Origin of the sequence: Thermomonas sp. S9, from assembly GCF_024704365.1 — a bacterium.
Classification (GTDB): Bacteria; Pseudomonadota; Gammaproteobacteria; order Xanthomonadales; family Xanthomonadaceae; genus Thermomonas.
Window position 1 is genome coordinate 1,851,278 of sequence record NZ_JAJDFY010000001.1, and the last position, 21,565, is coordinate 1,872,842.

Consider the following 21,565-nt stretch of genomic DNA (forward strand, 5'->3'; position numbering starts at 1 on the left):
GCGTGCGCAGACTCCGGCGTGGCTGGGGATTGGCCTATGATCGACGTATTCACGATTCCGCAAGTCTACGCCCGCAAGCCGATGCACGACAAGCCGCAAGCCGCACCAGTCCGCGAATTCCGCCTGCCTTCCGCGCGCGTGCTGGCGCTGGCCGGGCGCGACGCGCTGGCATTCGCGCAGGCGCAGTTCATGAACGACCTCACCCTGCTCACCGATGGACAGTGGCAATGGAACGGCTGGCTGACTGCAAAAGGCCGGGTGATCGCGCTGTTCGCCCTGCTGCGGCTGGACGTGCAGACCCTGTGGCTGCTGCTGCCGGACGCCGATCCCGCCGCGCTGGCGGACGCGCTGCGGCGCTACGTGTTCCGCAGCAAGGTGGTGCTGTCGATCCCGGACATCCCCGCCGCGGGGTGCTTTGACGCCCTGGCGCCGGCCGTGGGCAACCGCTTCGCGCGGCTGGACGATGCGCGCATCGCGCTGGACATGGGCGGTGCCAGCGGGGCGCGCACGCTGCTCCTCGGCCCCTGCGACGCGGCGGAGGATGCGGACGCCCTCGCCCGCTGGGATGCCGCCGACCTCGCCTACGGCCTGCCGCACCTGCCGCCTTCGCAGGCCGAGCAATGGACGCCGCAGCAGCTGTCGCTGGAACGGCTGCGCGCCTTCAGCGTGCGCAAGGGCTGCTATCCAGGGCAGGAAATCGTGGCGCGCACCCACTTCCTCGGCCAGGCCAAGCGCGGGCTGGCGCTGCTGGACGGCTCTGCGCCGCTGGCGGTCGGCAGCGAAGTGCGGCAGAACGGACAGCCCATCGGCGTCATCGTTTCCAGCGCGGGAAGCACGGCTCTGGCGATTCTTCCGCGCGAGCGCACCCCGGCCCGCTGCATACGCAGGAAGGAGAACCGTTGCGGGAACGGCCACTGTCAGATGGGCTGGCGCGCTGACGGCGCGGATGAGCGCCTTGTCACAGATCGCGGCGGGCCATCGCGGGCATGGCCGCGATTTCCACCGAGGCACGGTATAACGCTGCGGATGGAACGCTATCGGTCCCGTCGGGCGACGCCAGCCAATGTCCGCGGGGACGCGGCATGAGTGCAGGCGCGGCCCGACGGATCGTGGCCATCCTCGGCCTGTATCTGCTCCTGGCTGCATTCGCTCCGATCGCCGCGGCGGCTCCCGCAGCGGACGCGGCCGCCCCGCCCGCGCGGATCCGGGTCGCCGCCGACAACAGCTACCCGCCGTACTTCTTCGTCGAGGAGGACGGCTCGGTACAGGGCTATGAAGCCGACCTCTGGCGCCTGTTCGAGCGCCATACCGGCATCCGCGTGGAGCTTCTACCGATGCCCTGGGAGGACACCCAGCGCGCGGTGCTGGAGGGCCGTGCGGATGTGCTGGACATGCTGTTCCGCACCCCGCAGCGGGAGCAGCGCTTCGCGTTCTCGGATCCTTATGCCACGGTGCCGGTCGGCATCTACGTCAGCCGCCGCATCCCCGGCGTGCACGACGCGGCCTCGCTCAAGGGCCTGCCGGTGGGCGTGGAGCGCGGCGATGCCTGCGCCGATCGCCTGCGCCAGCTGGGCGTGCAGCGCCTGCGCGAATACCCCGGCTACCGCGACATGATCCGCGCCGCCATCGCCGGCGACCTCGGCATCTTCTGCTCCGAGGAATACCCGGCCAATTACTACCTGTACCAATCCGGCCACGGGGAGACGTTCCGGCGCGCCTTTGTCCTCTACGAGGGCGCCTTCCACCGCGCCGTGCGCAAGGGCGATACCGCGCTGCTGCGCGCGATCGAACAGGGGATGGCGAAGATCACCCCTGCCGAACGCGTCGCGCTGAAGAAGAAGTGGCTGGCGCCGCCCGACCCGCTGCAACGCTGGCTGCACTGGGCCGGGCTGGGGGTGGTGATCGCGCTGGCGGTGGTGGCGCTGCTGGCGCTGTGGATCTGGGCGCTGGGCCGCAGCGTGCGCCACCGCACCCGGGAACTGGTGGCCGGGCAGGCCAAGCTGCGCGCGATCTTCAACGCCAGCCCGGATGCGGTGTGGATGAAGGATCGCGACGGCCTCTACCGCGACTGCAACGAACGCACGCTGCAACTGATGGGCAAGCCGCGGGATGAAGTCGTCGGCAGGCGCCATGCCGATCTCTACCCGGATATCGACGTGAGACCGGTGGAAGACACCGATGCCCAGGTGCTGCGTGACGGCCAGCGCGTCACCTACACCCTGTCGGTGCCGGAAGCGGCCGGCGGGCAGCGCCACTTCGAGGTCATCAAGGTCCCGCTGCACGACGCCGACGGCGGGGTTGAAGGCCTGCTGGGTGTGGCCCGCGACATCACCGACCGGGTGGAGAGCGATGCACGCCTGCGGCTGTGGGCGCAGGCGTTCGAGCGCGCGGCGTTCGGGGTGGCGGTGTTCGATGCCCGCAACGCCACCATCCTGATGGCCAACCCCACGTTCGCGCGCGAACGCGGCTACAGCGCCGAGGAAATGGCCGGGATGCCGCTGGACGCGCTGTACCCGCCGGAACTGGTGGAGGAGCGCAGGAAGGCGCACGCGGCCATCAACCGCGCCCCGCACTCGCTGGTCGAGACCGAGCACGTCACCCGCGACGGCCGCCGCTTCCCGGTGCTGCTGGACTGCTCGGTGACCCACGACGCCGCTGGCCAGGCCCAGCACGTGGTGGTGTACGCGCAGGACATCAGCCAGCGCAAGCAGGCCGACAGCGAGCTGCGGCTGGCCGCAGTGGCGTTCGAGACCCTGGAGGCGATGGTCGTGCTGGATGCCGATGGCGTGATCCAGCGGGTGAATGCCGCCTTCACCATCCTCACCGGGTTCGAGGTGGCCGACGTGGTCGGACGCAGCCCGGCGATGCTGCTGAACCATCGCCCCGGGGCGGACGATTTCGAGCGGCTGTGGCCGCAGATCCAGCGCGAATCGTTCTGGCTGGGCGAGCAGTGGGTGGCGGTCAAGCAGGGCCAGCCGCGGATCGTGCGGCTGGAGGTGTCCGCGGTGCCGGACGAGGCCGGGCACGTGGCGCATTACGTGTGCGCGATGACCGACCTGACCAGCGAGCGCGAGGCGCTGGCGCGGGCCGAGCACCTGGCCCTGTTCGACCCCCTGACCGACCTGCCCAACCGCAGCTTCCTGGCCGACCGCCTGCAGCACATGCTGGGAGACCCGGCGCTGACCGCCGGCGCCCTGCTGCTGCTCGACCTCGACCATTTCAAGCGCGTCAACGACCTGCGCGGGCATTCCACCGGCAACCAGCTGCTGACCTTCATCGCCCAGCGCCTGCGCCACCTGCTGGGCGAGGCCGACGTGCTGGGCCGTTTCAGCGGCGGCACCTTCGCGATCCTGCTGCCATGCACGTCGGATGCGCCGGAAGCCTGCGACACCTACGTCCCGCAGTTCGCCGAACGCGTGCGCCAGGCGCTGCGCGAACCGTTCTGGCTGGGCAGCCCGGTGCCGATCGCGGTCACGGTCAGCATCGGCTGGACCGAGCTGCACCCGGGCACCGGCCACGCCGACACCGCGATCAAGGAAGCCGAGCTGGCGATGTACGCGGCCAAGGCGGCCGGGCGCGACCGCGTCACCCGCTTCGATCCGGCGATGGTGCAGAAACTGGAGCGCCAGGAAGCGCTGGCCAACGACCTGCTGCGCGCGGTCGGCGGCGACATCGGCGGGCTCGACCTGCACTACCACCTGCAGATCGACCGCGACGGCCGCGCGGTCGGCGCCGAGGCGCTGCTGCGCTTCACCCAGCCGGACGGCACCCGGGTCGGCCCGGACACCTTCATCCCGCTGGCCGAGGAAAACGGGCTGATCCTGCCGCTGGGCGACTGGGTGCTGCAACGCGCCTGCCAGCGGCTCGCGGCCTGGGCCACCCAGCCGCACACGCGCGGGCTGGCGCTGGCGATCAACGTCAGCGCGCGCCAGTTCGTGCAGCCGGGGTTCGTGGAGGACGTGGAACGCGCGCTCGCCCGCAGCGGCGCCGACCCGTCGCTGCTCAAGCTGGAGATCACCGAATCCACCCTGCTCGGCGACCTCGGAGGGAGTGGCCGCCAAGCTGGCCCGGCTGCGCGCGCTGGGCATCCATATCTCGCTGGACGATTTCGGCACCGGCTATTCCTCGCTGGCCTACCTGTCACGGCTGCCGCTGGACCAGCTCAAGATCGACCGCACCTTCGTCAGTCGCCTGCCCGAGGACGGCAACGACGCCACGGTGGCGCAGACCATCATCGGCATGGCCCGCGGGCTGTCGCTGGAGGTGATCGCCGAGGGCGTGGAGACCGCGGCCCAGCGCGACTTCCTGGTCGCGCACGGATGCGACGGCTTCCAGGGCTACCTGTTCGCGCGGCCGCTGCCGCTGGCCGACTTCGAACGCCTGCTGCAGGAGCATTACGCCCCGCACTGAGCGCGCCGACGCCGCCGCGAGCGGCTATCGTTGGCGGGGCAATCGTCGGCGGGCCGCTGCGCCCGGGGGAAGCATGGCATCGCTGCAGGCGGACGTGGTGGTGGTGGGCGGCGGACTGGCCGGGATCGTGACCGCGCTGGAAGCGCTGCGCGCCGGGCAGCGGGTGGTGCTGCTGGACCGCGACACGCCACGGCGCTTCGGCGGGCTGGCGCGCTGGGCGTTCGGCGGGATGGCGCTGGTGGACACGCCGCTGCAGCGCCGGCGCCGGATCCAGGATTCCCCCGAACGCGCGTTCGCCGACTGGATGCGCTTCGGCGAGCTCGATCCGCAGGACCGGCACGCCGTGGCCTGGGCCCGGCACTACGTCGAACGCTCATGCCCCGACGTGCACGACTGGCTGCGCGCGCACGGCCTTGGGTTCATGCCGGCGGTGAACTGGGTGGAACGCGGGCGTGCCGGCGAGGGCAACTCGGTGCCGCGCTACCACATCGTCTGGGGCACCGCGCACGCGCTCGCCCTGCGCATGATCGCCGCACTGCGCGAGGCCGGCAGTGGGGGCCGGCTGGTGCTGCTGCACCGCCACCGCGTGCTGGCGCTGGAGCAGGCCGGCGGGCGCATGGCCGGGGTGCGGGCGGTGGACGAGGCCAGCGGCGCGGCGGTGCAGGTCGCGGGCGCGGCGGTGGTGATCGCCAGCGGCGGACTCAACGGCGACCCAGCCGAGCTGCGCCGCAACTGGCCGCCGGATCGGCCGCTGCCGGCGCACTTCCTCAACGGCGCGCATCCGTTCGCGGATGGCGCCCTGCAGCACGCCGCGGCCGCGCTGGGCGCACGCATCGTGCGCGCCGGCGAGATGTGGAACTACGCCGCCGGCATCCCGCATCCATTCCCGCACTTTCCCGGCCACGGGCTGTCGCTGATCCCGTGCAAGTCGGCGCTGTGGCTGGACGCCAGCGGCCGCCGGATCGGCCCGGAGCCGCTGGTGACCGGGTTCGATACCCACTGAGCTGTGCCAGCAGGTCGCTGCGCAGGCAGAGCCGTGGACCTGGCACCTGCTCAACCGCCGCATTGCGCTCAAGGAGTTCGCGATCTCCGGCGCCGAGCACAATCCGCGCATCCGCGACCGCCAGTTCCTGCGCTTCCTGCTGGACACCCTGCTGGGCAATCACCGCCTGGTGCAGCAGATGCAGCGCGAGAGCGCGCATTTCCTGGTGGCCGACACCCTGCCAGCGCTGGCGGAGAAAATGAACGCGCTGACCTGCTCGCACGACATCGACCCGGCGGTGCTGCAGACCAGCGTCGATGCCTTCGACGCCCACTTCGCGCCGGGAAGGGATCCGGCGGCCGACCTGCAGGTGCAGCGCATCCTGCATGCCCGCCAGTGGGGGCCGGACCGCCTGCGCACCTGCGTGCCTGCCCCGCTGCAGCAGCGCGGTGCCGGGCCGTTCATCGCCATCCACACCCAGCTGATCACCCGCAAGAGCCTGGGCGGGCTGCGCACCGACCTGCACAGCCGGGTGCTGGATGCCACCGATGCGCCGATCCCCGGCCTGTACTGCGTGGGCGAGGCCGCCGGCTTCGGCGGCGGCGGCGCCTGCGGCAAGCGCTCGCTGGAAGGCACCTTCCTGCCGGGCTGCATCCTCACCGCGCGCGCCGCGGCCCGCGCCATCGCCAGCGGATACTGACACCGGACACAGACATGAGGCTCCCCGCATGAACGGCGCCCGCGCCCTGATCAAGACCCTGGCCGATGCCGGCATCGAGGTCTGCTTCACCAATCCCGGCACCAGCGAGATGCACTTCGTGGCTGCGCTGGATGCCGAGCCGCGCCTGCGCGCCGTGCTCACCCTGTTCGAGGGCGTGGCCACCGGCGCCGCCGACGGCTATGCGCGGATGGCCGGCAAGCCTGCCGCCACGTTGCTGCATCTGGGCTGCGGCCTCGGCAACGGCCTCGCCAACCTGCACAACGCGCGCAAGGGCAAGGTGCCGGTGCTCAACATCGTCGGCGACCATGCCACCTTCCACGTCCCGTTCGATGCCCAGCTGCAGTCCGACATCGAGACCGTCGCGCGCAACGTCTCGCCCGGTTTCGTGCGCACCAGCGGCAGCACCGCGGCGCTGTGCCAGGATGCGGTGGAGGCGATCGCCGCCGCGCGCGGCCTGCCCGGCCAGGTGGCGACCCTGATCCTGCCGGCCGACGTGTCCTGGGGCGAAGGCGGCACGCCCTGCCCACCGCCGCCGCCGCCCGCGCCGCAAGTGGCGGACGATGCCACCATCGACGCGATCGCCCACGCCATCCGCAGCGGCGGCAAGGCCGCGCTCCTGCTCGGCGGCCAGGCCCTGCGCGAACCGGCGCTGCTGGCGGCCGCAAAGATCGCCGCGCACTGCGGCATCAAGCTCTTCTGCGAGGTGTTCCCGACCCGGCTGGAACGCGGCGCCGGGCTGCCCGCACCCGAGCGCATCGCCTACCTGGCGGAACTGGCCAGCGTGCAGCTGGCCGGTATCGACCATCTGGTACTGGTGGATGCCAAGGCGCCGGTGTCGTTCTTCGCCTATCCCGGCAAGTCCAGCGACCTGGTGCCCGCCGACTGCACCGTGCACGTGCTGGCGAGTCCGGCGCAGGATGCCGCCGCAAGCCTGGACAGGCTCGCCGCCGCGCTGGGCGCAACGCAGGCCACGCCGGCGCTGCCGCCGCCCATGCGCCCCGCGCGGCCGCGCGGCCGCCTGACCGCGACCAAGGTGTGCAAGGCCGTCGGCCATCTGCTGCCGGAGCGCGCCATCCTGATCGACGAGGCCATCACCTCCGGCCTGCTGCTGGGCGCGATGACCGCCGGCGCCCCGCGCCACGACCTGCTGACCCTCACCGGTGGCGCGATCGGCCAGGCGCTGCCGAACGCGGTCGGCGCGGCCATCGCCTGCCCCGACCGCCCGGTGCTGGCGCTGGTCGGCGACGGCAGCGCGATGTACACCTGCCAGGCGCTGTGGACGATGGCGCGCGAGCGCCTGAACGTCACCGCGATCGTCTTCAACAACGCCAGCTATTCGGTGCTGAACGTGGAACTGGAACGGGTCGGCGCCGATGCCGCGCCCGGCCCCAAGGCGCGCGCGCAGCTCGACCTGCACGACCCGGTGCTGGACTTCTGCCGGCTGGCGCAGGGCATGGGCGTGCACGCCGCCCGCGCCGACACCGCCGAGGCGTTCTGCAAGGCCCTGAAATACGCGCTGGCGAATCCCGGCCCGCACCTGATCGAAGCCGTGGTGCCGGAGGCACTCGGCGGCGCCAGGCGCCGGCTGCTGCCGTGGCTGCTGCGCGCCCTGCCCAGCCTGCCGCCCGCGCTGCGACGGGCCCTGAAGCGCAAGATCGCGCCTTGAACGGCGAGCGGCGCGTGATGCGCCTGAGATTCCCGTTCGTGAGGCGCCGGCATCTCGCATTCACGGGGCATGTGCCCCCGTTCGTAACCAGCCCGAGGCTCCCGTTCGTGGTGAGCCTGTCGAACCATGAACGGGAGCCGGCACCCGCCAGACATCCCCCGCAACGCCGCGGCGTGCGCGTCCTGATGCCTGCATCGCCCGAACCACCCGGAATCAGGCCCGCAGTCCGTAGGACTGCGCATAACGACAAAAAGCGCGGCACATCCCTGTGCCGCTGGTGATGCCGCGTCCTGCGCCACCACCTCAACCCCGCAGGGAAAGCACTCACCCCAACCGTCCAGGCTGGGGTCAGTCCTCGCCGAGCCGGGTCATCCTCGCCAGCAAGGCCGCCCCGTGGCCTTCCAGGGACAGCCGGGTTGGCAGTTCCCTGCCTTCCAGCAGCACGCTGTCGCCCGCCGCCAGCGCGCCGGCCGTACCGTCGCCGGCCACCTGCGCAGCCCCTCCAGCAGGTGCAGCAGCCAGGTTTCGCGCGTGCTGGCGAACAGCACCATCGCGCCGGCCAGCGGTCGATGCCAGAGCTGGACATCGACCTGCCCGCGCTTCCAGATCAGGCCGAAATCCCGGCACGGACCGCCCAGCAATTCGGCACGCACGGGCCGATCCCCGGAAAACCGCAGCATCCCGTGCGGTGGGCGCAGTTCCTGGGTGCGGCCATCCTCGAAATGCATGCGCAGGCCATCGCCCTGCAGCAGGACCAGCAGCCGCTCCATCCCCGGGAACCCGGAGAATGGGGCGTCCTGGTCGATCTCCGCCAGCGACAGCCGCCAGTCCCAATCCTCACGTTCCGGCATCCGCAGCACTTCCGAGGTCCAGCCGGCCCCGTTTTTCCAGCGCATGCGGCGGTAATCGGTCGCGCGCAGGATGCGCACGCCGCACGGCGGGGCGTCCTGCCCCGTCGTCACGGCACCGCCGCAGGCGCAATCGGCACTCACCGCCGCACCACCTGCGCCGGCCTGGCCGCGGGGTTGGCCGCCGGCTTGGCGCTGGCCCGCTGGGCCGCCGGCGCCAGCGGACGCGCGCCGCCGACCGAAATCCGGTCGCGATTCTTTTCGACCGTCTTCAGCCCGATGCCCTTGACCAGCGCCAGCTGCTCGGGGCTGCGGAAGGCGCCGTTGGCCTTGCGGTAATCGACGATCGCCTGGGCCTTGGCGGGGCCGATGTTGACCAGCACCCGTTCCAGGGTGGCGGCGTCGGCGGTATTGATGTTGACGGTCTCGCTGGCGAGCGCGCTACCGGCCAGCGCGAAGAACAGGACCAGCGAGGACAGCAGGGTGGACAGTGATTTCATGACGGTACTCCTGAGTGGATGAGTGGGCTTCCTTGCCGGAGCGCTTGCCGCGTTCCGGTGTGCGCAGATTGCGCCGCGGGACAGGGGCGAGCCTATCGGGCGGCATCCCGGCGCGCGTCGGAGGTTTTCCGGACTTCGATGTAGGAAAAATCTGATCCACAACCGCCGCTCACGCCGGCTTGCGCCCCCGGGGCGTACAATCCGGGCATTGCCTTCATTGCCACTGGAATCCCCATGCAGACCCCCGCTTCGATGCCAACGGCGCACGTGAGTTCATCGCCCGCAAATGGGATGCCGAAATCGTCCCGCAGCTGGTCGAATACATCCGCATCCCCAACAAATCGCCGATGTTCGACGCCGATTGGGTGAAGAACGGCCATATGGACCGCGCCGTGGCGCTGCTGGAGAGCTGGGCGCGGGCGCAGGCGATCCCGGGAATGCAGGTCGAGGTGGTGCGCCTGGAAGGCCGTACCCCGCTGATCTTCATCGACATCCCGGCCGCCAACGGCGGGCGCAATGATGATTGCGTGCTGCTCTACGGCCACCTCGACAAGCAGCCGGAAATGACCGGCTGGGATGCCGGCAAGGGCCCGTGGATCCCGGTGCTGGAAGGCGACCGCCTGTACGGCCGCGGCGGTGCCGACGATGGCTATGCGATCTACGGTTCGCTGACCGCGATCATGGCGCTGCAGGCGCAGGGCGCGGCGCACGCGCGCTGTGTGGTGCTGATCGAGGCCTGCGAGGAATCCGGCAGCTACGACCTGCCCTATTACGTGGATCACCTGGCCGACCGCATCGGCAGGCCCTCGCTGGTGGTCTGCCTGGATTCCGGCTGCGGCAACTACGAGCAACTGTGGTGCACCACCTCGCTGCGCGGGCTGGCCGGCGGCAACCTCACCGTGAAGGTGCTGTCGGAAGGCGTGCACTCCGGTGATGCCTCCGGGATCGTGCCCTCCAGCTTCCGCATCATCCGCGACCTGCTGTCGCGGATCGAGGACGAGGACACCGGCCGCATCCTGCTCGACGGCCTGCACGTGGAGATTCCAGCCGAGCGCCGCGCACAGGCGCAGAAGGTCGCCGAGGTGCTGGGCAGCGCGGTGTACGACAAGTTCCCGCTGCTGTCCGGCATGGTGCCGATGAGCGACGATTTGACCGAGCTGGTGCTCAACCGCACCTGGCGCCCGGCGCTGTCGATCACCGGCGTGGACGGGATCCCGCCGCTGGACTCCGCGGGCAACGTGCTGCGCCCCTGCACCGCGCTCAAGCTCAGCCTGCGCCTGCCGCCCACGCTCGACGGCAGGCGCGCCGGCGAGCTGCTGCAGGAGGCGCTGCTGCGCGACCCGCCCTACGGCGCGCACGTCAGCCTGACCCTGGAGAAGGCCAGCAGCGGCTGGAATGCCCCCCGATGGCGCCGTGGCTGGAGCAGGCGATCGAGCAGGCCAGCCAGGACTTCTTCGGCAAGCCGGCGATGTACATGGGCGAAGGCGGCACCATCCCGTTCATGGGCATGCTCGGCGAGAAGTTCCCGGGCGCGCAGTTCATGATCACCGGCGTGCTGGGCCCGCATTCCAACGCGCATGGCCCGAACGAGTTCCTGCACATCCCGATGGGCAAGGCGGTCACCGCCTGCGTGGCGCGGGTGGTCTGCGAGCATCACGCCGCCAGCCTGCGCGGCGAGACCATCGGTGTGGCGGCCGCCGCCGGCAATGCCTACGCCGGCACCCGCCGCGCCTGCTGCTGACTCCGACACGCCGCGCCCGCCGCGGCATCCTTCTACAATCGGGCCGGCAGGCGACGCCTCGCCTGCGCCTGCCCGTGTCTGCCCATGCCCGTCGATTCCACTGCCACTGCCGCCGCCAAGCCCGCCGAACACACCCCGCTGATGAAGCAGTACTTCGCCGCCAAGGCGGCGCATCCGGACGTGCTGCTGTTCTTCCGGATGGGCGATTTCTACGAGCTGTTCTATGACGACGCGCGCAAGGCGGCGCGGCTGCTGGACATCACCCTGACCCAGCGCGGGCAGTCGGCCGGCCAGCCGATTCCGATGGCCGGGGTGCCGGTGCACGCCTATGAAAGCTATCTGGCGCGACTGGTGGCGCTGGGCGAATCGGTCGCCATCTGCGAGCAGATCGGCGATCCGGCGCTGGCCAAGGGCCTGGTGGAACGCAAGGTGGTGCGCATCGTCACCCCGGGTACCGTCACCGACGAGGCGCTGCTGGACGACCGCCGCGACACCCTGCTGCTGGCCATCGCCCGCGGTCGCCAGGGCTATGGCCTGGCCTGGGCGGACCTGGCCAGCGGCCGCCTGCGCGCCAGCGAGGTCGCCGGCGAAGACACGCTGGAAGCGGAGCTGGCGCGGCTGCAGCCTGCCGAGCTGCTGATTGCCGATGAAGATGGCTGGCCGGAGTGGATACTCGAATCCCGCGGCCTGCGCCGGCGCGCGCCGTGGCTGTTCGATCCGGACAGCGGCCGCCGCCAACTGCTGCAGTTCTTCGGCGTGCACGACCTCACCGGCTTCGGCCTGGACGACCGCCCACTGGTGGTCGCCGCCGCAGCCGCGCTGCTCGGCTATGTCGAGGAAACCCAGAAGCAGCGCCTGCCCCATCTGCGCAGCATTGCGCTGGAGTCCGGCGACGAGGCGATCGCGATGAACGCCGCCACCCGCCGCCATCTGGAACTGGATTCGCGAACCGATGGCGATACCCGCGCCACCCTGCTCGGCGTGCTGGACAGCACCGTGACCCCGATGGCGGGGCGCCTGCTGCGGCGCTGGCTGCACCGCCCGCTGCGCGACCATCAGATGCTGCGCGAACGCCATCACGCTGTGCAGGCCTTGCTGGAGACCGGCACGCATGCCGCCCTGCGCGAGGCGTTCCGCGGCCTGGGCGACATGGAACGCATCCTGTCGCGGGTGGCCCTGCGCAGCGCGCGCCCGCGCGATCTGTCCACCCTGCGCGACGGCCTGGCGCTGCTGCCGGCGATGCGCGCACTGCTGGCGCCGCTGGATTCGCCGCGACTGCAAACACTCGGCATGGAGCTCGGTGACCATACCGACAGCGCCGCCTACCTACAGGCCGCGATCGTTCCGCAGCCGCCACTGCTGGCCCGCGATGGCGGCGTGATCGCGGATGGCTTCGATACCGAACTGGACGCGCTGCGCCGGCTGTCCACCCATGCCGACCAGTTCCTGGTGGAACTGGAAGCGCGCGAGCGCGCGGCCACCGGCATCGCCACCCTCAAGGTCGGCTACAACCGGGTGCACGGGTATTACATCGAGATCAGCAAAGGCCAGAGCGACAAGGCGCCGGTGCACTACACCCGGCGCCAGACCCTGACCGGCGCCGAGCGCTACATCACCGAGGAGCTGAAAAGCTTCGAGGACAAGGTGCTGTCCGCGCGCGAACGCGCGCTGGCACGCGAAAAACTGCTGTATGAAGGCGTGCTGGATCGCCTCAACGAGACGCTCGAACCGCTGCGCCACTGCGCTCAGGCCCTGGCCGAGCTCGACGTGCTGGCATGCTTTGCCGAGCGTGCGCAGACGCTGGATTGGGCTTGCCCCGAGCTGCGTCAGACGCCCGGGATCGTGATCGAGCGCGGCCGTCATCCGGTGGTCGAGGCGCTACGCGAGGAACCCTTCGAGCCCAACGATCTTATCTTCGATGACGCAACGCGGATGTACGTCATCACCGGCCCGAACATGGGCGGCAAAAGCACTTTCATGCGCCAGAACGCACTGATCGTGCTGCTGGCCTGCATCGGCAGTTTCGTGCCGGCCACGCGCGCGCAGATCGGCCCGATCGACCGCATCCTCACCCGCATCGGCGCCGGCGACGACCTCGCCCGCGGGCAGTCCACCTTCATGGTGGAGATGAGCGAGACCGCCTACATCCTGCACCACGCCAGCGCGCAGTCGCTGGTGCTGATGGACGAGATCGGCCGCGGCACTTCCACCTACGACGGCCTGGCGCTGGCCGACGCGGTGGCGCGCCAGCTGGCGTCGGTGAACCGCAGCTACACCCTGTTTGCCACCCACTATTTCGAACTGACGGCGCTGGCCGAACCCGGCAGCGGCATCGCCAACCTGCACCTGGACGCAGTGGAACACGGCGATGCACTGGTGTTCATGCACGCGGTGCGCCCCGGCCCGGCCAACCGCAGCTTCGGGTTGCAGGTCGCGGCACTGGCCGGGCTGCCGCGGGCCGCGCTGCAGCAGGCGCGCGCGCGCCTGGCGGAACTGGAGGCGCTGGCGCGCGAGGCGCCGGTGCCGGCGATGAGCGCACAGGCGCTGGACGCACCGCAGCAGTTCGGGCTGTTCCCGGCTTCCTCCGCCGTGCTGGAAGCGCTGGCCGCACTGGATCCTGACGAGCTCAGCCCCAAGCAGGCGCTGGAAGCGCTGTACCGCCTCAAGGCGCTGGCGTGACCGCGCGCGACGGCACGCACGCGCCGCATGTCGCGATGCCATCGCAAATAAGCCTTGCGTGATCCGGCACCGATCATTACAATGCGCAACTCTGCTGCGGGGTGGAGCAGTCTGGCAGCTCGTCGGGCTCATAACCCGAAGGTCGCAGGTTCAAATCCTGCCCCCGCTACCACATTTCAGCACGAACGAAACGGCGATCCGGGCAACCGCATCGCCGTTTTCGTGTGTGCTTTCGCGGCGCTTTCCACAGCGCCGCCTGCGTCCCGGCGTCTGCCTGCAGCCACGAATGGCGCTCGCTCGGCATCCCGCCAAAACGCACGGGGCGCACCGAAGTGCGCCCCGCGGTCGATCGCAGGAAGGCCCGCCGCGCGCTCAGGCGAACGCGGCCTGGCACCAGGCCATCAGCGGGTTCCAGAACACGCCCAGTGCCAGCAGTACCAGCGCGTTCACGCCGAACGCCACGCGCAGCACGCGGTCGTCGCGCGGGCGCATGGGCTCGCCCGCCGGCTCGTCGAAGTACATGACCTTGATGACGCGCAGGTAGTAGAACGCGCCGATCACCGCGAACACCACGCCGGTGATCGCCAGCCACAGCATGCCGCCGTCCAGCGCCGCGCGCAGCACCGCCAGCTTGGCCCAGAAGCCGAGGAACGGCGGGATGCCGGCCAGCGATGCCATCACGCACAGCACCATGCCGGCGCTCCACGGATCGCGCGCGTTCAGGCCCTTGAAGTCGTCGATGGCATCCGCCTCGAACCCGCGCCGCGACAGCAGCACGATCGCGCCGAACGCGGCGGTCGCCATCAGCGCGTAGCTGATCGCATAGAACATCGCCGCCGCGTAGCCACCGGCGCCGCCGCCGGCCAGGCCGAGGAACAGGAAGCCGACGTGCGAGATGGTCGAATACGCCAGCATGCGCTTCAGATTCGTCTGCATCAGCGCGATCACATTGCCGACCAGCAGCGACAGCGCGGCCAGCACCGCCAGCATGGATTGCCAGTCCTCCGCCAAGGGCGCGGCGCCGACGCCCAGCAGGCGCACCACCATCGCGAATGCGGCCAGCTTGGGCGCGGAACCGATGAACAGGGTCACCGGGGTGGGCGCGCCGTGATACACGTCCGGCAGCCACATGTGGAATGGCGCCGCGCCGAACTTGAAGGCGATGCCCGCCAGCATGAACACCACCCCGGCCAGCAACAGGGTCGGCTGCGCGACGGACGGCGCCGCCCCGCGGATACTGGCCAGGTCCAGGCTGCCGGTGGCGCCGTACACCAGCGACATGCCGTACAGCAGCAGGCCCGAGGCCAGCGCGCCCAGCACGAAATACTTCATCGCCGCTTCCGAGGCCAGGCGGCTGTCGCGATCGATCGCGACCAGCGCATACGAGCTCAGCGCCAGCAGCTCCAGCCCCAGGTACACCATCACCAGGCTGCCGGCCGAGATCAGCAGCAGCATGCCGAGCACGGCGAACAGCACCAGCACCGAGACCTCGCCCTTGTACAGCCCGCGCTCGCGCAGGTAGGGCCAGAAGAACAGCAGCGCGGCCGCGGAAATCACGCAGGTGGCGACCTTCAGCACGTCGGCCATGGTGTCGCGCACGAACATCCCGCCGAGCACGCTGGTGTCGCCGCCGGCACCGACGCCGCCCAGCACCAGCGCCGCCACCACCAGCAGGGTGGCGACCGAGAGCACGTGGGTGAGCACGCGCTGGCCGTCCTTCAGGAACAGGTCCAGCATCAGCAGGAAGAACGCGGCGCCCACCAGCACCAGCTCGGGAATCAGAGGCAGCAGCTCGGTGGCGGCCGGCATGGCGAGAGTGGCCTGCATCGTCGTCATGTCCTTAGAGTTTGGTCGCGGCGAGCTGGCCCGCCAGTTGCGCGATGGAGGGCTCCATCAGGTCAGTCAGCGGCTTGGGATCGATGCCCAGCGCCAGGGTGAAGGCGGCGAACACGCCCAGCACGATCCATTCGCGCATGTTGATGTCCTTCAGTTCGGCGACGTGCGCGTTGCCCACGTCGCCCCAGATGATGCGCTTGGTGAGCCACAGCGAGTAGCCGGCGCCGATGATCAGGGTCAGCGCCGCGGCCAGGGCGATCAGCGGGCTGTGCTGGAACGCGGCCAGGATCACCACGAACTCGCCGACGAAGCCGCTGGTGCCTGGCAGGCCGGAGTTGGCCATCGCGAACAACACCCAGAACAGCGCGAACCAGGGCATCACCTTGGCCACGCCGCCGTAGTCCTTGATCATGCGGGTGTGCATGCGGTCGTACAGCACGCCGACGCAGGAGAACATCGCGCCGGAGATGAAACCGTGCGAGACCATCTGCACCATCGCGCCCTGCAGGCCCAGGCGGGCCACGTCGGCGGACTGCGCATCGCGCACCAGCGAGAATGCGATGAAGGTGCCGAGGGTCACGAAGCCCATGTGCGCGACCGACGAATAGGCGATCAGCTTCTTCATGTCGGCCTGCACCAGCGCCACCAGGCCGACGTACACGATCGCGATCAGGCTGAAGGCGATCATCAGCCAGGCAAATTCGTGGCCGGCGTCGGGCACGATCGGCAGGGTGAAGCGCAGAAAGCCATAGCCGCCGATCTTCAGCATGATCGCCGCCAGCACCACCGAGCCGCCGGTCGGCGCCTCCACATGGGCATCCGGCAGCCAGGTATGGACCGGGAACATCGGCACCTTGATCGCGAACGCGCCGAAGAAGGCGAAGAACAGCCAGGTCTGCTCGCGCATGGTCAGCGGCAGCGCGGCCATGTCCGCGATCTGCCAGCTGCCACCCTTCAGGTACAGGTAGATCAGCCCGACCAGCATGAACACCGAGCCGAGGAAGGTGTACAGGAAGAACTTCAGCGCGGCGTAAATGCGGCGCGGGCCGCCCCACACGCCGATCACGATGAACATCGGGATCAGCATGGCCTCGAAGAACACGTAGAACAGCAGGGAGTCGAGCGCGCTGAACACGCCGATCATCGCGCCTTCCAGCAGCATCAGGCTGGCGAAGTACTGCGCCACCCGCTTTTCCACCGAGCCCCAGGCGCCGATCAGCACCAGCACGCCGACCAGGGTGGTCAGCCCGATCAGCGGCACCGACAGGCCGTCTGCGCCGAGGTGGTACTGGATGCCGTAAGCCGGGATCCACGGCCGCTGCTCGACGAACTGCATCGCCGCGCTGCCGTAGTCGAAACCGGTGAACAGCGGAATGCTGAGCACGAACGTCAGCACCGCGAAGCCGAGCGCGGCCCAGCGCGCCAGCTGCGGGCGCTGGTTGCCGGCCAGCAGGGTCAACACGCCGCCGAGGATCGGCAGCCAGATCAGGAGGCTGAGCAGGGGCCAGTGGGTCACGCTTGCGGTATCCATCTCGTCGTCGGTTCCGGCCTTACTGCCAGTAGTAGCGGGCCATCGCCAGCAGGGCGACCAGTCCCAGGATCATGGCGAAGGCATAGTGGTAGAGGTAGCCGGTCTGCACCCGGCGGACCATCGCGGCGAGCGTGCCCACCAGGCGCGCGCTTCCGTTCACGATGCCGTCGATCAGGCCGGCGTCGATCGCGCTGGAAGCCTTGCCGAGCTTGAGACTGCCGCCGGCCAGGCCGCCGATCCACAGGTCATCCATGTAGAACTTGCGCTGCAGCACGCGGATCGGCAGCGCCAGGCTGCGGGTGAGGCCGCTGCGCAGCTGCGGCTTGATGAGGTACAGCAGGGTGGCCAGCAGGAAGCCCGTCAGGGCCAGCCAGAACGCCGGCGCCAGGAAGCCGTGCAGCGCGAACGCAACCGGGCCGTGGAACTCCTCGGCCAGCCTGGCCATCACGTCGTTCTGCTCCAGCACCTGGATCGCGCCGGCGAAGTACGGCGCCTGCTTCACGTGGCCCAGCACGTCGGTGCCGAACAGCATCGGGCCCACCGTGAAGAAGCCGATTACCGCAGACGGAACCGCCAGCAGCACCAGTGGCAGGGTCACCACCCACGGGCTCTCGTGCGGTTCCACCGGGCCGTGGTGGTGGGCCGGCTCGCTGTGGGCTTCCTGGTCGTGCGCACCGTGCGCACCATGCGAGGCGTGCGCGTGGCGGAAGCGCTCCTCGCCGAAGAAGGTCAGGTACAGCAGGCGGAAGCTGTAGAAGCTGGTCACGAAGGCGCCCAGCAGCACCGCCCAGTTGGCGTACTGCGCGATCCAGCCAGCGTGGGTCTGCGCATGTTCGGCGGCCGCCTCGATGATGGTGTCCTTCGAGTAGAAGCCGCTGAAGAACGGAGTGCCGACCAGCGCCAGGGTGCCGATCCACATGGTCAGGTGGGTGATCGGCATGTACTTGCGCAGGCCGCCCATCTTGGTCATGTCCTGCTCGTGGTGCATGCCGATGATGACCGAGCCGGCGCCGAGGAACAGCAGCGCCTTGAAGAAGGCGTGGGTCATCAGGTGGTACACCGCCGCCGAGTAGGCGGACACGCCCAGCGCCACCGTCATGTAGCCCAGCTGCGACAGGGTGGAATAGGCCACGACGCGCTTGATGTCGTTCTGCACCATGCCGATCAGGCCGGTCCAGAACGCGGTGGTGGCGCCGATGAACAGCACGAAGTTCAGCGCCGTCTCCGACAGTTCGAACAGCGGCGACATGCGCGCCACCATGAAGATGCCGGCGGTCACCATGGTCGCGGCGTGGATCAACGCCGAAATCGGGGTCGGGCCTTCCATCGAATCCGGCAGCCACACGTGCAGCGGCACCTGCGCCGACTTGCCCATCGCGCCGATGAACAGGCAGATGCAGATGATGGTCGCGATCGACCAGGCGTGGCCCGGCAGGATCTCGACGGTGGCGCCGCGGATCACGTCGACATTGGCGAAGGCGGTGCCGTAGTCCAGGGTGCCCAGCCACAGCAGCACGCCGGCGATGCCCAGCAGGAAGCCGAAATCGCCCACGCGGTTGACCAGGAACGCCTTGAGGTTGGCGAACACCGCGGTCGGGCGCTTGTACCAGAAGCCGATCAGCAGGTAGGACACCAGGCCCACCGCCTCCCAGCCGAAGAACAGCTGCATGAAGTTGTTGCTCATCACCAGCATCAGCATGCTGAAGGTGAACAGCGAGATGTAGCTGAAGAAGCGCTGGTAGCCGTCGTCGTCGGCCATGTAGCCGATGGTGTAGATATGGACCAGCAGCGACACGAAGGTGACGACCACCATCATCATCGCGGTCAGCTTGTCCACCAGGAAGCCGACGTTCACCGAGATGTCGCCCACCTGCATCCAGGTGTAGATGTTCTCGTTGAACACCGGCGCGCCGTGCAGCAGCTGCCACGACACGTGCACCGACAGCGCGCAGCTGGCGGCCACGCCCAGGATGGTCACGGTGTGCGCGCCGGCGCGGCCGATCTGGCGGCCGAACAGGCCGGCGATGAGGCTGCCCAGCAGCGGCAGCAGCACCACCAGCACGAGCTGGGTCTTGGAGATCAGGAGTGCCGAATCCATCAGGTCAGCCCTTCAAGCTATCGATGTCCGCCACGTCGATGGTGCGGCGGTTGCGGAACAGGGTCACCAGGATCGCCAGGCCGATCGCGGCCTCGGCGGCGGCGACGGTGAGGATGAAGAACACGAACACCTGGCCGGCGGCGTCGCCCAGCGCACGCGAGAACGCGACGAAGTTGATGTTCACCGAGAGCAGCATCAGCTCCAGCGACACCAGCAGCATGATCACGTTCTTGCGATTGAGGAACAGGCCGGCGACGCTGATGCAGAACAGCACCGCGCCCAGCGCGAGGTAATGCCCCAGGGTCAGGGCGGAGACCAGGTTTGCCATCACGCGCCCTCCCCGGCCTGGCCATCGTGCGCGGGTTTTTCCGCCGCCATCTTCACCAGCCGCACGCGGTCGGCGGCGCGCACGCGCACCTGCTCGGACGGGTTCTGGTGGCGCGTCCCCTCACGCCGACGCAGGGTCAGCATGACGGCGGCCACCACCGCCACGGTCAGGATCACCGCCGCCACTTCGAACGGCAGCATGAAATCGGTGAACAGGGCATGCGCCAGCCAGTTGGTGTTGGGGATGCCGGAGGCGACCGCGGCGTTGTCGGCCAGCGGCGCCTGCGCGGCGCTGCGCACGCCGATCAGGGCCAGCATTTCCAGCAGCATCGCCACCGCCACCAGCAACCCGATCGGCAGGTAGCGCACGTAGCCCTGGCGGATCGGCGCCTTGTCCATGTCCAGCATCATCACCACGAACAGGAACAGCACCATCACCGCGCCCACGTAGACCAGCACCAGCGCGATGCCGAGGAACTCGGCGCCGCCGACGATCCAGGTGCAGGCCACCGAGAAGAAGGTCAGCACCAGATACAGCACGGCGTGCACCGGGTTGCGCGCGGCGATGGTGGCCAGCGCGGCGATCGCGGCGACCGCCGCGAAGCCGAGGAAGGCAAGAGTCGGAAAATCGAAATCCATGGGGTCCTGCCTCAACGGTAGGGAGCATCGGCCGCACGGCGCTCGGCGATCTCCGCCTCCAGGCGGTCGCCGATGGCCAGCAGCTTGGGCTTGGTCAGGATGTTCTGGCCGCGCTGGTCGAAGTGGTACTCGTGCACGTGGGTCTCCACGATCGAGTCGGTCGGGCACGACTCCTCGCAGAACCCGCAGAAGATGCACTTAAACAGGTCGATCTCGTAGCGGGTGGTGCGGCGGCTGCCGTCGTCCGCGCGCGGGCCGGCCTCGATGGTGATCGCCAGCGCCGGGCAGACCGCCTCGCACAGCTTGCACGCGATGCAGCGCTCCTCGCCGTTCGGATAACGGCGCAGGGCATGCACGCCGCGGAAGCGCGGCGACTGCGGGGTCTTCTCCATCGGGTACATCAGCGTGTACTTCGGACGGAACAGATACTTGAGCGTCAGCCATAGGCCGCCGAGCAGCTCCAGCAGCAGCAGGCTCTTGAAGTAGGACATCACCCTGTTCATGCCGCCGCTCCCATTGCATGGCCGCCGATCACGCCGAAATACACCAGCATCGCGGTCACGAAGATCCAGGCGATGGTGATCGGGATGAATACCTTCCAGCCCAGCCGCATGATCTGGTCGTAGCGATAGCGCGGGAACGCGGCGCGGAACCAGATGAAGCAGGTGGCGAAGAAGAACACCTTGGCCAGCAGCCACCACCAGCCATCCGCCGACAACAGCGGGATGCCCCAGCCGTGGAACGGGCTGAGCCAGCCGCCGAGGAAGAAGATCGAGGTCAGGAAGCTGACCAGCAGCATGTTGGCGTATTCGGCCAGGAAGAACAGCGCGAACTGCGAGCCGGAGTACTCCACCATGTGGCCGGCCACGATCTCGGACTCGCCTTCCACCACGTCGAACGGCGCGCGGTTGGTCTCGGCCACGCCGGAGACGAAATACACCACGAACAGCGGCAGCAACGGAATGAAGAACCAGCTCAGGAAGCCGCGCCCGGCTTGCGCCATCACGATCTCGGTCAGGTTCAGGCTGCCGGCGGCGATCAGTACGCCGACCAGGGCGAAGCCCATCGCGATCTCGTAGCTGATCATCTGCGCCGAGGCGCGCATGGCGCCGAGGAAGGCGTATTTCGAGTTCGAGGCCCAGCCGGCGAGGATCACGCCGTAGATGCCCAGCGAGGTCATTGCCAGCAGGTACAGCAGGCCGGCGTTGACGTTGGCCAGCACCACCTGGGCATCGAACGGCACCACTGCCCACGCCGCGAACGCCGGCACCAGCGCCAGCAGCGGCGCCAGGCGGTACAGCACCGGATGCGCCACGCTCGGCTGCACCACTTCCTTGAACAGCAGCTTGAACACGTCGGCGAACGCCTGCAGCACACCCCAGCCGACGTACATCGGGCCGTGGCGCACGTGCATCCAGCCGATGACCTTGCGTTCCCAGACCACGTAGAAGGCCACGGTGACGATCACCGGCACGGCGATCGCCAGCACCTTCAACACGATCCAGGCCAGCAGGCCGAGGGTGCCGAACGACAGCAGGGCCGCGTGCAGCGGCTCGATGGCGTATTGCATCAGCGGATTGTTGGACA

The 21,565-nt window shown here is 69.3% G+C and carries 15 protein-coding genes, 1 tRNA gene and 1 pseudogene; 8 read left to right on the plus strand and 9 right to left on the minus strand.

Annotated features, from left to right (window positions below):
- The first annotated feature begins 36 nt into the window (after positions 1-36).
- The 5 genes from LJB71_RS09215 (at position 37) to LJB71_RS09235 (ending at position 7,779) form a co-directional block, all read left to right on the plus strand.
- Positions 37-1,086: a folate-binding protein gene (locus LJB71_RS09215; protein WP_259303952.1), complete on the plus strand. Its 1,050-nt coding sequence runs from the start codon at positions 37-39 to the stop codon at positions 1,084-1,086.
- Entirely contained in the window at positions 1,083-4,541 is a 3,459-nt protein-coding gene (locus LJB71_RS09220) for a PAS domain S-box protein (protein WP_259303953.1), read from the plus strand. Before LJB71_RS09215 ends, LJB71_RS09220 begins: the two co-directional genes overlap by 4 nt.
- Positions 4,484-5,413 carry an FAD-dependent oxidoreductase gene (locus LJB71_RS09225; protein WP_259303954.1) on the plus strand — a complete coding sequence of 310 codons (930 nt, stop codon included), beginning with the start codon at positions 4,484-4,486 and terminating at the stop codon, positions 5,411-5,413. The genes LJB71_RS09220 and LJB71_RS09225 overlap by 58 nt, the downstream gene beginning before the upstream one ends.
- A 178-nt stretch (positions 5,414-5,591) precedes the next feature.
- Positions 5,592-6,092, plus strand: coding sequence for an FAD-binding protein (locus tag LJB71_RS09230; protein ID WP_345779464.1), 501 nt, complete (start codon positions 5,592-5,594; stop codon positions 6,090-6,092).
- 28 nt (positions 6,093-6,120) lie between these two features.
- The gene (locus tag LJB71_RS09235; RefSeq protein ID WP_259303956.1) at positions 6,121-7,779 is read left to right on the plus strand and encodes an acetolactate synthase large subunit; all 1,659 of its coding nucleotides are present in this window, start codon (positions 6,121-6,123) and stop codon (positions 7,777-7,779) included.
- Between the two features lie 368 nt (positions 7,780-8,147).
- Here the strand turns inward: LJB71_RS09235 and LJB71_RS09240 are convergent, their stop codons facing one another.
- Both LJB71_RS09240 and LJB71_RS09245 read right to left on the minus strand, forming a co-directional pair.
- The gene (locus tag LJB71_RS09240; protein WP_259303957.1) at positions 8,148-8,771 is read right to left on the minus strand and encodes a HutD family protein; all 624 of its coding nucleotides are present in this window, start codon (positions 8,769-8,771) and stop codon (positions 8,148-8,150) included.
- Positions 8,768-9,127, minus strand: a complete 360-nt coding sequence (locus tag LJB71_RS09245; RefSeq protein WP_259303958.1) for a ComEA family DNA-binding protein — start codon at positions 9,125-9,127, stop codon at positions 8,768-8,770. The genes LJB71_RS09240 and LJB71_RS09245 overlap by 4 nt, the downstream gene beginning before the upstream one ends.
- A gap of 275 nt (positions 9,128-9,402) precedes the next feature.
- Here LJB71_RS09245 and LJB71_RS09250 point away from each other — a divergent pair.
- The 3 genes and pseudogenes from LJB71_RS09250 (at position 9,403) to LJB71_RS09260 (ending at position 13,719) form a co-directional block, all read left to right on the plus strand.
- A pseudogene (locus tag LJB71_RS09250) lies at positions 9,403-10,868 on the plus strand (M20 family metallopeptidase).
- 84 nt (positions 10,869-10,952) lie between these two features.
- Complete coding sequence (mutS, locus tag LJB71_RS09255; RefSeq protein WP_259303959.1) at positions 10,953-13,547, plus strand: DNA mismatch repair protein MutS; 2,595 nt, start codon at positions 10,953-10,955, stop codon at positions 13,545-13,547.
- Between the two features lie 95 nt (positions 13,548-13,642).
- Positions 13,643-13,719, plus strand: a tRNA-Met gene (locus tag LJB71_RS09260).
- A gap of 200 nt (positions 13,720-13,919) precedes the next feature.
- Here LJB71_RS09260 and nuoN read toward each other — a convergent pair.
- The 7 genes from nuoN to nuoH are packed head-to-tail and all read right to left on the minus strand — an operon-like array spanning position 13,920 to position 21,548.
- Positions 13,920-15,383 carry an NADH-quinone oxidoreductase subunit NuoN gene (nuoN, locus tag LJB71_RS09265; RefSeq protein ID WP_259303960.1) on the minus strand — a complete coding sequence of 488 codons (1,464 nt, stop codon included), beginning with the start codon at positions 15,381-15,383 and terminating at the stop codon, positions 13,920-13,922.
- 4 nt (positions 15,384-15,387) lie between these two features.
- Positions 15,388-16,899: an NADH-quinone oxidoreductase subunit M gene (locus tag LJB71_RS09270; RefSeq protein ID WP_259303961.1), complete on the minus strand. Its 1,512-nt coding sequence runs from the start codon at positions 16,897-16,899 to the stop codon at positions 15,388-15,390.
- 34 nt (positions 16,900-16,933) lie between these two features.
- Positions 16,934-19,012, minus strand: a complete 2,079-nt coding sequence (nuoL, locus tag LJB71_RS09275) for an NADH-quinone oxidoreductase subunit L (RefSeq protein ID WP_259303962.1) — start codon at positions 19,010-19,012, stop codon at positions 16,934-16,936.
- Positions 19,013-19,016: 4 nt separating this feature from the next.
- Positions 19,017-19,340 (minus strand): NADH-quinone oxidoreductase subunit NuoK, encoded by a 324-nt coding sequence (gene nuoK / locus LJB71_RS09280; protein WP_259303963.1) that lies wholly within the window; start codon positions 19,338-19,340, stop codon positions 19,017-19,019.
- Positions 19,340-19,978 (minus strand): NADH-quinone oxidoreductase subunit J, encoded by a 639-nt coding sequence (locus tag LJB71_RS09285; RefSeq protein WP_259303964.1) that lies wholly within the window; start codon positions 19,976-19,978, stop codon positions 19,340-19,342. The genes nuoK and LJB71_RS09285 overlap by 1 nt, the downstream gene beginning before the upstream one ends.
- Positions 19,979-19,989: 11 nt before the next feature.
- Positions 19,990-20,481: an NADH-quinone oxidoreductase subunit NuoI gene (gene nuoI / locus LJB71_RS09290; protein ID WP_259303965.1), complete on the minus strand. Its 492-nt coding sequence runs from the start codon at positions 20,479-20,481 to the stop codon at positions 19,990-19,992.
- A complete protein-coding gene (gene nuoH / locus LJB71_RS09295) occupies positions 20,478-21,548 on the minus strand; it encodes an NADH-quinone oxidoreductase subunit NuoH (protein ID WP_259304779.1) in 1,071 nt (356 codons plus the stop codon). The genes nuoI and nuoH overlap by 4 nt, the downstream gene beginning before the upstream one ends.
- Positions 21,549-21,565 lie beyond the last annotated feature (17 nt).

Excerpts from the sequence above, each read along its gene's own strand:
- nuoI (WP_259303965.1), bottom strand. The coding sequence starts at position 20,481 with ATGAACAGGGTGATGTCCTACTTCAAGAGCCTGCTGCTGCTGGAGCTG.
- LJB71_RS09225 (WP_259303954.1), top strand. The coding sequence starts at position 4,484 with ATGGCATCGCTGCAGGCGGACGTGGTGGTGGTGGGCGGCGGACTGGCC.
- nuoK (WP_259303963.1), bottom strand. The coding sequence starts at position 19,340 with ATGGCAAACCTGGTCTCCGCCCTGACCCTGGGGCATTACCTCGCGCTG.
- LJB71_RS09235 (WP_259303956.1), top strand. The coding sequence starts at position 6,121 with ATGAACGGCGCCCGCGCCCTGATCAAGACCCTGGCCGATGCCGGCATC.
- mutS (WP_259303959.1), top strand. The coding sequence starts at position 10,953 with ATGCCCGTCGATTCCACTGCCACTGCCGCCGCCAAGCCCGCCGAACAC.
- LJB71_RS09285 (WP_259303964.1), bottom strand. The coding sequence starts at position 19,978 with ATGGATTTCGATTTTCCGACTCTTGCCTTCCTCGGCTTCGCGGCGGTC.
- LJB71_RS09215 (WP_259303952.1), top strand. The coding sequence starts at position 37 with ATGATCGACGTATTCACGATTCCGCAAGTCTACGCCCGCAAGCCGATG.
- LJB71_RS09220 (WP_259303953.1), top strand. The coding sequence starts at position 1,083 with ATGAGTGCAGGCGCGGCCCGACGGATCGTGGCCATCCTCGGCCTGTAT.
- nuoL (WP_259303962.1), bottom strand. The coding sequence starts at position 19,012 with ATGGATTCGGCACTCCTGATCTCCAAGACCCAGCTCGTGCTGGTGGTG.
- LJB71_RS09230 (WP_345779464.1), top strand. The coding sequence starts at position 5,592 with ATGCAGCGCGAGAGCGCGCATTTCCTGGTGGCCGACACCCTGCCAGCG.
- LJB71_RS09245 (WP_259303958.1), bottom strand. The coding sequence starts at position 9,127 with ATGAAATCACTGTCCACCCTGCTGTCCTCGCTGGTCCTGTTCTTCGCG.
- nuoN (WP_259303960.1), bottom strand. The coding sequence starts at position 15,383 with ATGACGACGATGCAGGCCACTCTCGCCATGCCGGCCGCCACCGAGCTG.
- nuoH (WP_259304779.1), bottom strand. The coding sequence starts at position 21,548 with ATGCAATACGCCATCGAGCCGCTGCACGCGGCCCTGCTGTCGTTCGGC.